We start from the raw sequence: 11,939 nt of genomic DNA, 5'->3' as shown, positions 1-11,939 counted from the left end.
AAACGTGCGGCGCGGTAGCGCCAAATTTAAACCTGCACGCAGTGCAGCAACCTCTCACGTCGTAGGGGTTGGGGATCGTTAAGGAGGAAGGGAGCTCTTTTGCTTCGGCTTTGCCTCGCAACTGCTAGCAGAGCGTAATTCAGGCCCCTTCCCCCTTAACAAGAAAGAGTAAATTTAATGCGCAATACTAAATTTAACCAAACCAAATTTAACATTTTAAAGATTCAGGTCTCGGTGAGTAAATTTTACGCTTTTACGCCTTTTACGTCAAGCGAGTGATCTCGGACCGATTAAGCTGCCAAAGCGCAAATGCACTAAAATTTGATAGAATTAGCAAAAAAGGCAAAAATGAAAACAAAACCGTTTTTATCGCAGTTGGCTGCGTTAGTCGTCGTTGCGGCGATATTTTACGCTAGCTACGGCGCCACGAACACCCTCGCCAGCGCTCGCGCAAACGTGCCGAAGATTTATTTCGCGTGGGAGCGCGCGCTGCCGTTTTGGGCGTGGAGTATCGTGCCGTACTGGTCGCTAAATTTGCTCTACGCGCTTGGATTTTTCCTCTGCCGTGACGCCGGGGAGCTCGCGCGCTACGTTACGCAGCTGCTGGTCGCGCAGATGATAGCGACGCTGTTTTTCATCGCTTTTCCTCTGCAAATGTCGTGGGAAAAGCCCGCGGTTTCGGGCCTTAGCGGCTTTTTGTTCTCAAGCCTGGCCGCCTTTGACCTCCCGTTTAATCAAGCTCCGTCGCTACACATCATACTTTGCGTCGTCGTGGGCGCATTTTACCTTCGCAAGGCGCGCGCGGTTTGGCTCAAGGCGGCGCTTGTCGCGTGGTTTACGCTCATCGGCCTTAGCGTACTGACCACGTATCAGCACCATTTTATCGACATTCCGACGGGGCTGGCCGCGGGCTGCTTGGTGCTACTGATTCGTCCGCTAGACGGCGCGCCGCTTAGTTTTGCTATAGCTATGGAGGCTGCTCGCTACAAATGGGCGGCGCTATATCTAGGGCTTGCGTTTATGACGCTTTTTGCGGCGATTTTGGGAGCTAAAATTTGGGGTGCGTGGATGCTGTGGCTGTCGTGGGCGAGCCTTAGCTTCGCGCTGGTCGCTTGCGGTTACGCGTTTTTGGGCGCGCGGGTTTTTGCTAAAAACGGGCAAGGTCGTCACGCCGCCGCGGCTAAAGCTTTACTCTTCCCGTATCTTTGCGTCGCGCGGTTAAATGCGCTTTTTTGGCTACGCGGACGACGGATTTCAGACGAGATTTTGCCCGGACTTTATCTAGGCTCGGTTAAGGAGGCGGGCAAATTTGACGCGGTGCTAGACTGCGCGGCCGAGTTTGAGCGCCCAGACGGCGCGCAAATTTATGCGAGCGTGCCTATGCTAGATATGATAACGCCGAGCGCGGACGAGCTAAAACGCGGCGCGGACGAACTCGAGCGGTTCGTAAAAAGGGCTCTTTGCGGCGGCGAAAATTTGCAGCAAATGGCGGCGAAGCTGGGATCAAATTTTATCGCTAAAGCGGGCTACGCGCACGGGCGAGATTTTAAATTTCACGAGCAAGCGAGCCCGCGGGTAAATTTGCAAACGCGCGGCTCGGCAAACGAAAGTAAGATCGCCGAGACAGGGCAAATTCTCACGGACCCAAACGAACGAGCCGCCGAAGCAAACGATAAAAAGGTGCTAGTGTGCTGCGCGCTGGGCTACGGTAGGAGCGCGTCGGTGCTGCTTGCTTGGCTGGTGATTTACGCGAGACTAGGCTTTGACGAGGCGCTAAATTTGCTAAAATCTCGCCGCGAAAAGATCGCAGTCGCTAGCTCGCTGCGCGATCGGATAGCGCGGCTAGCCGCAGAAGCCCGCGTAAATTCGAAAGCGGAGTAAAGACCAGCTAAATTCGCAAAAGCAAGTGCGGCAAATTTAAGCGCGAAATAGGCGCAGGCCAAATTTGATCAAGTCTGGTTTGAGGGATCAAATTTAAAAAATTTGCAGGCTAGAAACAAGCGGCATTGCAAAATTCTCGGCGAAAACAAACGGGAATTTAACCAAAGGCAAACGCCCAAAATGAGGAGAGAAAATGATGAATGCGGAGCAAAACGAAAAATCGGCGCAAGGCGGGGAGCGGGAGTGCCGTCAAAGGACGGACGATAGGGCCTTGGCGCTGGTTACGGCTAGGTTTTTGGCGACGCATAGGCTGTTTTTCTTGTTAAATTTGCTTCAGCTTGCCGTCTGTCTTACTATTTTTACGCATTTTGCCGTCATTACGGGCTTTTTAGCAGCTTTTACGGCTCTATTTTATCTGCACATTAGGCTGCATTTCGATACGCTGATTTTTAGAGATTTTGCAGAAGGAAGGCTTGATTACGGCAAATTTGACGCGGCGCTTGCGGAGCTAAATTTAGCTAGCAAGCCGCCTAAAATCCGCGATATGAAAAGTCGCTGCGCCGGAGCTTTGCGGCTATATAAATTAACGGCCGCGCTTACTCTCGCCATCGTCGCGGCTTTAGCGGGTTACTATCTGAGCTAAATTTGCTTACCCGCTTAGACGGTTACTGAACACCGATTTAGACGGTCGCGTCGGTTTGGCGCGCAAAATTCAACAACTGTTTTTCATGGCGAGATAAACGGGATAAAATTGATTGCTTTTGCGGGCCATTTTTGTAGCGACTATTTTAAGCGATGAAACAGCGGCTAGTATCGCCGGCGCACTGCATTCGAGCGCTTTTAAATTTGACGATTTCGTCGGTATTTTAAAATTTCAAAGCATAAAAAAATCCAGTGCAAAAAGACGGAATGGATGACCGAGTAAGTTTAGTCGGGGGCAAAATATACGAATTTCCTTTTATAGCACCACGACTTCGGTTTCCAGTTCGATACCGAATTCCTCAAAAACGCGGCTTTGTGCTAAATTTATGAGCGCAATCACATCCTCAAAGCTCGCGCCGCCGAAATTTATGATGAAATTGGCGTGCTGCTCGCTAAATTTCGCTCCGCCGATCGCGTGGCCCTTAAGCCCCGCCGCTTCGATCAGCCTGCCCGCGGCGTCATTCGGCGGGTTTTTAAAGCAGCTCCCAAAGCTTGCGCCGCGCGGTTGATTGGCGCGCTTGGCGGCGAAATCCGCGGCGAGCTCAGCATCAAAGCCGCGCGAAATTTTAAACTCGGCGCCCAAAATCGGCTCCTCGATCCCGCTTCTTCGGTAGCCGAAGCTTATCCGCTCGCGCTCCACCCAGCCGCGCGTTAGGCGCACGGCAAGCAGGCTATCGCTGATGCTCGCGCCGCTAAGCCCCGCGTTCATTTTGATTAGCCCGCCGAGCGTACCCGGGATGTTTCGCAAAAACTCAAAGCCGCCGATGTTTTGCTTTTTGGCGAAGTTGTAAATTTTGCCCGACTTCGTCGCAGCCCCGATGCTAAGGACATCGCCGCTTAAGCTTATGCGATCGAACTCCTCGCTTAGCATCGCAAGGTGCGGCGGCGCGGGCGAGATGAGCAGATTATTGCCGCCGCCGATGATCGCGCCCCCCGCTATGCTCTCAAACTCCGCAAAATCGGCCTCGTCTTTTAAAATTTGCACCGCGAAGCTCCCGCCGATGCGCACGGAGGTGTATTTGCTAAAATCTATCTGCTTTGTTTTCAAAATTTTGCCTTTTAAATTTTATTTCTAAATTTCGCGTTTGTCGCTCGCCGCGTATCGTTTTAAAATTTAGCGATACCGCCGCGCCGCACGGTGCGAAACGCGAACGCTATCTTAAAATTTACGCTGCTGCGATTAAATTTAGCTCGCTTTCGATACGTTTTCAGCGGCACGCTACGTCACACGCGCAGCTCGCACTCTGCGGCGCAAAATACAGCCGCGCAATGTACCTCCGCGTGAAAATTTCATCGCTGCATAGCCGTAAATTAAGGCGGCATATTACGCGGCGACAAATAGCGCTACAGCGCGGTCGATTGACGAGCTTGGCGGCAAAATCCGCGGCGAGCTCAGCGTTAAATTTGCGCTAAATTTTAAACTCTCTATGCTCCGCGGCTAAATTTCAAAAACTACGGCACAGCACCATAATGGCAAGAGCGGGTAAAATTCTACCTTGCGCGCCCTCTTTTGCGCCGAAGCAGAATTTAGCCAAAGCTCAAACCCGCTTAATATCGAGAAATTTAGCCAAAACACGATTTCATTCCGAGTAAAATTTAGCCGAAGCAGGCGCTAAATTTCATCTAAATTTTGATCTCGCCCGCCTTTACATCGGGTTTTGCCCGCCGCAGTCCGCGAAACGAATCTCGTTATATTCGCGCGGGATAAAATTCTCCTGCGCGCTAAGCGGCGCAGGGTAAAATCCGCGCTCATAGCCAAGCTCAAATAGCCTATCTACCGCCCTTATCTGCACCCCCGAAAGCTCGACCGAGGCCTCGTTGGCATAAAGGCTCAGATATTTTTCGAGCTTTGCGTCGTCCACGCGGATGAGATTTCGCTCGAGGAGCATATGCGACAAAAGCGGCTTATGTGCGGTAGCGATGCGCACGCCCTCCGTTAGCACGCGCTCGCACTCTATAGCATCCGTTATCGGCAGGCTGCGGCGAACCGCCATACCGCCTAGCGGCAGCGGCAAATTTTCGCCCGCTAGCTCGCTCCAGATATCCCAGATCTCGCGCTCCACGCAAAGCTCGTCCGAAAAATCCAAAATGCTCTCGTGTATCAGCACGCCCGCGTCCACCTCGCCGCTTAAGACCGCGCCCTCGATCTCGAGAAAATTTTTATAAATCACGCGCGCTTGCGGGTATGCCATGCGAAAAAGCAGGGCATTTGTCGTGTGTTTGCCGCTGAGCGCGACTTTGAAATTTCGCTTTAAAACCGCGCCCTTTTTCTTAACTAGCTTTGGGCCGTAGCCCTCACCGAAGCTCACTGCCGTGCGCAAAAGCGCGTATTCATCGCAGATCAGCGGATATAGCGCGAAGCTAATCGCCGTGGCCTCATAGGTGCCCTTTAGCGCCTCGTCGTTTAGCGTCTGGATATCAAGCGCGGTGGCGCTAAGCTTTAGATTTTTGGAGCTTACCCAGCCAAAATCAATCGCCTTATACATAAAAATATCGTCGGCGTCGGGCGAGTGAGCGACGTTTATATGCTTAAAAATCTTCAAATTTTATCCTTTTTGCTCCGCTTTAAATTTCGCGCGCGGCGCGCAGCTTGATTTCAAAATGTTGCGAAATTATAGTGAAATTTTGCTACAGCCCTCATAAAAATGAGGAATTTCTAAAGAAAAACGCGTAAAATCAAGCCCGTTTAAAAGGCTAAATTTAATGCTCTCCGCTTGCCGCGCAAAGCTTTTGTGCTCCTTAAAAATTTCAAATTCCGATGCCGCGCCGAATTTGGGCGAATAATCAAAAATTCATTTCAAATTTGGTAAAATCAGGTGAATTTATTTTTAAGGAAAAACATGGACGAGGGAAAGAAAAAGACGCTGGATGCGGCGCTAAAATCGATCGACAAAGCTTTCGGTAAGGGCACGCTGGTGCGGCTGGGCGATAAGCAGGTCGAGCCGATAGATGCCATCTCTACAGGCTCTGTGGGGCTTGACATCGCGCTTGGCATCGGCGGCGTGCCGAAGGGGCGTATCATCGAGGTTTACGGGCCTGAGAGCTCGGGAAAGACGACGCTTACGCTTCACATCATCGCCGAGTGTCAAAAAGCGGGCGGAATTTGCGCATTCGTAGATGCCGAGCACGCGCTGGACGTCAAATACGCTTCAAATTTAGGCGTCGATACCGACAATCTCTACGTCAGCCAGCCGGACTTCGGCGAGCAGGCGCTCGACATCGTAGAAACCCTAGCAAAGAGCGGCGCGATCGATCTTATCGTCGTAGATAGCGTCGCCGCGCTCACGCCGAAAAACGAGATCGAGGGCGATATGGGCGATCAGCACGTGGGGCTTCAGGCGCGACTTATGAGCCAAGCGCTGCGCAAACTCGCCGGCGTCGTGCATAAGATGAATACGACGGTGATCTTTATCAACCAAATCCGTATGAAGATCGGTGCGATGGGCTACGGCACGCCAGAGACCACGACCGGCGGCAATGCGCTTAAATTTTACGCTTCAGTGCGCATCGACATACGCAAGATCGCTACTTTGAAACAAAATGAAGAGAGCATCGGCAATCGAGCCAAAGTCAAAGTCGTTAAAAACAAGGTGGCGCCGCCGTTTAAGATCGCGGAATTTGACATAATGTTCGGCAAGGGTATCAGCAAGGTGGGTGAGTTGATCGATTACGGCGTCAAGCTCGACATCGTCGATAAAAGCGGCGCGTGGTTCAGCTACGGCGATACGAAGCTAGGGCAAGGTCGCGAAAACGCTAAAGTGTATCTTGAGAATAATCCTGAGGTAGCCGAAGAGATTACTGCTAAAATCCGCGAGCAGATGGGCAGTATGAGCCTAAGTGACGGCAACGAGGATGAAAATTTACAAAGCGGAGATGAATGATGATTTATATCGAAGATGTTTATGCCATAGAGGTGCTAGACAGCCGCGGCAACCCGACCGTGAAGGCGACCGTAGCTCTAAGCGACGGCACCGTAGCAAGCGCGATAGTCCCAAGCGGCGCAAGCACGGGCAAACGCGAGGCGCTGGAGCTTCGCGACGGGGGCGATAGATACTGCGGCAAGGGCGTGCTAAAGGCGGTAGAAAACGTAAATTCGCAGATCGCCGAAGCCGTGATCGGGCTGGATGCTTTTGGTCAAAAGGCGCTTGATGATGAGATGAGAGAGCTTGACGGCACCGATAACTACTCAAATTTGGGCGCAAATGCGGTGCTTGGCGTATCTATGGCGGTAGCGCGCGCGGCGGCAAAGAGCCTTGACGTGCCTTTGTATCGCTACCTAGGCGGCGCAAACGCTAGCGTACTGCCGGTGCCGATGTTTAATATCATCAACGGCGGCGCGCACGCAAATAACAGCGTGGATTTTCAAGAATTTATGATTATGCCGTTTGGATTTGATAAATTTAGCGACGCATTGCGAGCGGCGAGCGAGATTTACCACACGCTAAAAGGCCTACTAAACGCAGCTGGTCACAGCACGGCGGTCGGCGACGAGGGCGGATTTGCGCCAAATTTAAACGATAACGAAGAGCCGATCAAACTAATCATGCAGGCTATCGAAAAAGCAGGCTACAAAGCAGGCGAGCAGATCAAGCTAGCCCTTGACGTCGCAGCTAGCGAGCTGTACGAAAACGGCAAATATAAGCTAGAGGGCAAGGAATTTAGCAGCGAAGAGCTGATCGAGCGATACGCGCAGCTTTGCGAGAAGTATCCGATATTTTCGATCGAAGACGGCCTAAGCGAGGACGACTGGGCGGGCTGGGCGAAGCTTACCTCAAGGCTTGGCGCTAAAGTACAGCTCGTGGGCGACGATCTATTTGTAACGAACGAGAAAATTTTACGCGAAGGCATCGCCAAAGGCGTAGGCAACGCGATTTTGATCAAACCAAATCAAATCGGCACCGTAAGTCAAACTATGCAGACGATCCGCCTAGCTCAGCGCAAAGGCTACCGCTGCGTGATGAGCCACAGAAGCGGCGAGAGCGAGGATAGCTTTATCGCGGACTTCGCCGTCGCGATGAATACGGGTCAAATCAAAACTGGCGCGACCTCAAGAAGCGAACGCAACGCAAAATACAACCGCCTGCTTGAGATCGAGCGCGAGACGGATGAGTTTTTGGGAAGCCAAATTTAAAATGTTTTTTAAAAAAAAGTCCAAGCGGGGCTTAAAAGGCGGCGCGCAGCGCACCTATACGGACGGAGCGGATTACGCGGATACGCAAGGCAGATATTCAGACGCAGACTTTGACGAGGACGATTTTTTTGACGATGATGAATTTTATAGCGATGAAGATTTTAGCGGAGGTTTTAGCGAGGTAGGGGCTGGCTTCCGCCAAAATTGTAGCGGTCCTTCGCGTAGTATAGATGAAACAGGCTCTGCCTCTGATGCCGGAGGCGACAGCTCTAATTTAAGTTGTAAAAGCTCCGCTGCAAGCGGAAACTACGAAGGCAGCGCGCAAGCAGACGCGGGCTTTTACAGCGCGGAATTTATTGGGGGCGGCGATTTAAAGAGTGCAGAATTATACGCAAAAGAAAACCACTTTCCAAACTACGCGGGTTTTGCGGCTCAAAGTGCAGACTACAGCTCTCAAGGCACGGGCTTTGCGGCACAAGACATAAATTCTGCCACGCAAGGATTTTCTTTTACACCGCAAAACGCAGATCCTGCCGCTAAAAAAGCTTCAAAGAAGCGTAAAAATTTAAAAGAACGGCTGAATTTTATCAATCCGTTTTCACCGCTTAAGCAGATTTTTGCAGCTCTTGCGCTGATCGTCTGCGTCGTTTTTGCGGGCATCTTCGTAGGCGACGTGCTGTTTGGCAAACGATCGTTTGAGGTGCTGCGCCAGCTGCAAAAAGAAAAGGCGTTTTTATTCACCGACGTCGAGCGGCTAAAAGAGGAAAACGCCGAACTGCAAAAGCTTTATTTAGAGCGTCGCTCGCTCGATCCGGACCTTAAAAAATGAGAAAAATTTCTTTGCTAATTTTAGGTCTTTGCGCTTTTTTAAACGCAGAGAATTTAAATGGCGCAAATTCAAACGCTACGAAACCAAACATCGTCGCGGTAAAAGAGCAAAATTCTACCAATTTGGCGATTAAAGGGCCAAGGACAGGTGCACAAAGCCCAAACGCTAAAAAGCAAGCTGTAATGAAACCTGAAACATCTAAAAGCCCTACCGCAGCAATGCAAAAAAGCGCCGCAGAAGCTAATTCCAGTATTAAAGCAAGCGCCGCCAAAAAAGCCGTGAGCGCACAGCTCTCGCAGACCGAAAAAAAAGCTCCTGCGCCCAAGGCGGGCATTGGTGCTCCTTCGCAGGTCATAAAAATGGAGCTGAACTCTTCTGCGCAGCCTTCAGCTGCGACGCTTCCGCCTCCTGATGAGTTACCGATCGTGCCAGAAGTAAGCGAGCCAAATTCTACGATAGCGCAAAATTTCAAAGCGGCACAGAATTCTACAGCTCAAAATTCTACGGTGCAAAACTCCACTATGCAACAAAACGCGCAATCTGCTTCGCAAAATTCCAATCCGGCGCAAAGCTCCGCCGCCACGCCACAAAATACGCCCGCGCCTAAAAATTTTACGCAGCAAACCTTTGCGCTTCCCTCCGACGCCCTTACGATCGAAAGCTTAATTGTGCGATATAGGGACGACGACGGGGTCCTGCACGAAAAGATCGTTGATGTCAATCGCTCGATTGATTGGCACGATGACTTCGTGCTAAGCGCTAGCGCCAAACCCGCGCTACATAGGGCACTGGACGTCTCGGTTACTTCGACTGATCCAAATTTACAAAAGCAGGCCTCGCAAAGTGGCATCACGCCTAGCTTCGCGCCGCGCCTGGAGCTACCGCTAGAGACACTTAAATTTGACGACGGATTAAAATTTGTCATCCGCAAAGACAGCGTGCAGCTCATCACCGCAGACGATTTCAAAAGCTCTGACGCAAATGCTTCTGGCACGCTTGAAGCGGAGTTTTGGCGGCAAGAGATCCCGCTTAGCGGCGCGAGCTTTGCTGTAAATATCGGCGGCTTTAGCGACATCAACGTCACCAAAGAGGACGGCTACTACCGCATCGGCGTGCGCTCGCATGAGGGTAACCTCAGCATCAGACGCAAAGATGGCGGGTATTTGATCTACAAAAATTCTAATTAAGGAGAGACTATGACACATTTAGAGATTATGAAATTTCGCCACGCGTGCAAAATTTTTGACGAGAACAAAAAAATCGGCAAAGCCGATTTTGACGCCATTTTGCAGGCAGGCATCTTAGCACCTAGTTCTACGGGGCTAGAGCAATGGGACTTTTTGGTTGTACAAAACAAGGCGCTGCGCGAGCAGATCCGCGAAAAATCGTGGAATCAGCCGCAGATCACCTCTTGCTCACATCTGGTTGTGATTTTAGCAAAGATCAAGGATATAAAGCTAGGAAGTGATTATATCGAGCGAATGATTACGCGCAGAAAAGATGAAGCGCCTAAATATATCGGCGACAGGCATAAATTTTATCAAGATTTTTTAAGCGGTTATTTTCACAACGACGATGAGGAGCTATTTAATTGGTCGCACGCGCAGTGCATGTTCGCAGCACTTGCGATGATGAACGAGGCTGCAAGTCGCGGTATCGACAGCTGCCCTATGGAGGGGTTTGATCGCGCAGCGCTAAATGAAATTTTAGGCATCGATTGGAATGATCGCCGCGTGGCGCTGCTCGTGCCTTTCGGCTATCGCGTAAATCCACAGCCGCAAAAAATCCGCCGCAGCATGGATGACGTAGTAAAGTGGATCGAATAAGCTAGCAAGCGCTTTTGAATCGCTAAACTTGAGGCGCAGTAAATTCCAAAGTCTAGTGCGCGAAGAGGCACGCACATTTTTTAGGAATTTATCGCGCTTTAGCCTTTTTTCTCGCCCGCAAATTTTGTGCGGCGAGATTTAAAATTTTATAAAATCACCGAAAATTTAAACGAAGGAGCGAGCGTGAAAAAAATGTGGGAGGGGCGCTTTAGCGAGGCGAGTTCGGCGCTTTTGGAGGAGTTTAACGCCTCGATCGGCTTTGATAGGGCGCTTTGGCAGGAGGATATCGCTGGCAGTAAGGCACACGCTCGTATGCTCGGCGCTTGCGGGATTTTAAGACAAGATGAGAGTGAAAAGATCGTCGTCGGGCTTGACGCCGTGTTTGAGGAGATAAAAAGCGGTAAATTTGAGTTTAAAACCGCCGACGAGGACATCCACATGGCGGTCGAAAAACGCCTAAGCGAGCTCATCGGAAGCGATCTTGGCGGCAGGCTACACACCGCGCGCAGCAGAAACGATCAAGTCGCGCTTGATTTTCGCCTCTACGTGCTTAAAAGCGGTGCTCAGGTTGCCGAAAAAATCCGCGAGCTAGTCGCCGCTCTGCGAGATATAGCTAGCGAGCATACGGACACGCTGATGCCCGGCTACACGCACCTTCAGCACGCCCAGCCCGTGAGCCTTGCCTATCATTTGCTAGCTTACGCGTTTATGTTTCGCCGCGACTACGAGCGCTTTGCCAGCTCGCGCGAGCGAAACAACCTCTGTCCGCTCGGCTCCGCCGCGCTTGCGGGCACGCCGCATCCGATAAATCGCGAGCTGGTCGCGCAGCAGCTGGGGTTTGCGGGAGTGACGCCAAACGCGATGGATAGCGTCAGCGACCGCGATTTTGCGCTGGAGATTTTGTTTAACGTAAGCGTGCTGATGACGCATGCGTCGCGCCTGTGCGAGGAGCTCATCTTGTGGAGCTCGCAGGAGTTCGGCTTTGTCACGATCAGCGACGCCTACAGCACGGGTAGCTCGATCATGCCGCAGAAGAAAAACCCCGACGTCGCCGAGCTAATCCGCGGCAAAACGGGGCGCGTAAACGGCAATCTCGTCGCGCTGCTAACGGTGATGAAGGGCTTGCCGCTAGCCTACAACAAGGATATGCAAGAGGACAAGGAGGGCGTTTTTGATAGCGTCGCCACCGCGCTTGCGAGCCTTGAAATTTTAAAACAGATGTTAAAAACGGCTAAATTTAACGAGCAAAATATGCTCGCGATGACCAGGCGCGGGCACCTCACGGCAACTGATCTGGCTGATTATCTCGTGCGGGAGAAAAACGTGCCGTTTCGCCGGGCGCACTTCATCACGGGTAAGGCTGTGGCGTATGCGGAAAATTTGGGCCTGGATTTGAGCGAGCTAAATGCACAGCAGCTTGCAAGCGTGGATGAAAGCTTGGGCGGCGATGCGGTCAAATTTCTTGATCTAAACGCTTCTAAGCAGGCGCGCAAGTCGCAAGGAGGTACGGCGAACGAGAGCGTGGCGGCGCAGATTGAAATTTTAAACGAGTGGCTGAAAGGATAAATTT

At 51.4% G+C, this 11,939-nt stretch carries 10 protein-coding genes; 8 read left to right on the top strand and 2 right to left on the bottom strand.

From position 1 onward, the window contains the following. Positions 1-348 precede the first annotated feature (348 nt). Positions 349-1,881 carry a phosphatase PAP2/dual specificity phosphatase family protein gene (locus tag Q0236_RS02080; RefSeq protein WP_297914477.1) on the top strand — a complete coding sequence of 511 codons (1,533 nt, stop codon included), beginning with the start codon at positions 349-351 and terminating at the stop codon, positions 1,879-1,881. Positions 1,882-2,074: 193 nt separating this feature from the next. After that, entirely contained in the window at positions 2,075-2,524 is a 450-nt protein-coding gene (locus tag Q0236_RS02075) for a hypothetical protein (protein ID WP_297914474.1), read from the top strand. A gap of 315 nt (positions 2,525-2,839) precedes the next feature. On the opposite strand, the gene Q0236_RS02070 is transcribed toward Q0236_RS02075, so the two are convergent. Together Q0236_RS02070 and Q0236_RS02065 are read right to left on the bottom strand one after the other, a co-directional pair. Then, positions 2,840-3,631 carry a UDP-N-acetylmuramate dehydrogenase gene (locus Q0236_RS02070; RefSeq protein ID WP_297914471.1) on the bottom strand — a complete coding sequence of 264 codons (792 nt, stop codon included), beginning with the start codon at positions 3,629-3,631 and terminating at the stop codon, positions 2,840-2,842. 598 nt (positions 3,632-4,229) lie between these two features. Further along, complete coding sequence (locus Q0236_RS02065; RefSeq protein WP_297914469.1) at positions 4,230-5,126, bottom strand: menaquinone biosynthesis family protein; 897 nt, start codon at positions 5,124-5,126, stop codon at positions 4,230-4,232. Between the two features lie 297 nt (positions 5,127-5,423). Between Q0236_RS02065 and recA the strand changes: the two genes are divergently transcribed. From recA to argH, 6 genes are all read left to right on the top strand, one after another. Continuing rightward, complete coding sequence (gene recA / locus Q0236_RS02060) at positions 5,424-6,464, top strand: recombinase RecA (RefSeq protein WP_297914466.1); 1,041 nt, start codon at positions 5,424-5,426, stop codon at positions 6,462-6,464. Beyond that, positions 6,464-7,714, top strand: a complete 1,251-nt coding sequence (gene eno / locus Q0236_RS02055) for a phosphopyruvate hydratase (RefSeq protein WP_297914483.1) — start codon at positions 6,464-6,466, stop codon at positions 7,712-7,714. The genes recA and eno overlap by 1 nt, the downstream gene beginning before the upstream one ends. Beyond that, a complete protein-coding gene (locus Q0236_RS02050; RefSeq protein ID WP_297914463.1) occupies positions 7,689-8,543 on the top strand; it encodes a hypothetical protein in 855 nt (284 codons plus the stop codon). The genes eno and Q0236_RS02050 overlap by 26 nt, the downstream gene beginning before the upstream one ends. Then, positions 8,540-9,730: a hypothetical protein gene (locus tag Q0236_RS02045; protein WP_297914460.1), complete on the top strand. Its 1,191-nt coding sequence runs from the start codon at positions 8,540-8,542 to the stop codon at positions 9,728-9,730. The genes Q0236_RS02050 and Q0236_RS02045 overlap by 4 nt, the downstream gene beginning before the upstream one ends. 9 nt (positions 9,731-9,739) lie before the next feature. Then, on the top strand, positions 9,740-10,369 hold the full coding sequence (locus tag Q0236_RS02040) for an NAD(P)H-dependent oxidoreductase (RefSeq protein ID WP_297914457.1): 630 nt from the start codon (positions 9,740-9,742) through the stop codon (positions 10,367-10,369). A gap of 192 nt (positions 10,370-10,561) precedes the next feature. Next, positions 10,562-11,935: an argininosuccinate lyase gene (argH, locus tag Q0236_RS02035; RefSeq protein WP_297914480.1), complete on the top strand. Its 1,374-nt coding sequence runs from the start codon at positions 10,562-10,564 to the stop codon at positions 11,933-11,935. The last annotated feature ends 4 nt before the right edge of the window (positions 11,936-11,939 follow it).

The organism is uncultured Campylobacter sp., assembly GCF_938031315.1.
GTDB lineage: Bacteria > Campylobacterota > Campylobacteria > Campylobacterales > Campylobacteraceae > Campylobacter_B.
The sequence above is the reverse complement of the archived record's forward strand: the minus strand, read 5'-3'. Positions and strand labels throughout refer to the sequence as shown.

Bases quoted from the DNA above. Each gene is read 5' to 3' on its own strand.
- Q0236_RS02080 (WP_297914477.1), top strand. From the start codon at position 349: ATGAAAACAAAACCGTTTTTATCGCAGTTGGCTGCGTTAGTCGTCGTT.
- argH (WP_297914480.1), top strand. From the start codon at position 10,562: ATGTGGGAGGGGCGCTTTAGCGAGGCGAGTTCGGCGCTTTTGGAGGAG.
- Q0236_RS02045 (WP_297914460.1), top strand. From the start codon at position 8,540: ATGAGAAAAATTTCTTTGCTAATTTTAGGTCTTTGCGCTTTTTTAAAC.
- Q0236_RS02075 (WP_297914474.1), top strand. From the start codon at position 2,075: ATGATGAATGCGGAGCAAAACGAAAAATCGGCGCAAGGCGGGGAGCGG.
- Q0236_RS02040 (WP_297914457.1), top strand. From the start codon at position 9,740: ATGACACATTTAGAGATTATGAAATTTCGCCACGCGTGCAAAATTTTT.
- eno (WP_297914483.1), top strand. From the start codon at position 6,464: ATGATTTATATCGAAGATGTTTATGCCATAGAGGTGCTAGACAGCCGC.
- Q0236_RS02050 (WP_297914463.1), top strand. From the start codon at position 7,689: ATGAGTTTTTGGGAAGCCAAATTTAAAATGTTTTTTAAAAAAAAGTCC.
- recA (WP_297914466.1), top strand. From the start codon at position 5,424: ATGGACGAGGGAAAGAAAAAGACGCTGGATGCGGCGCTAAAATCGATC.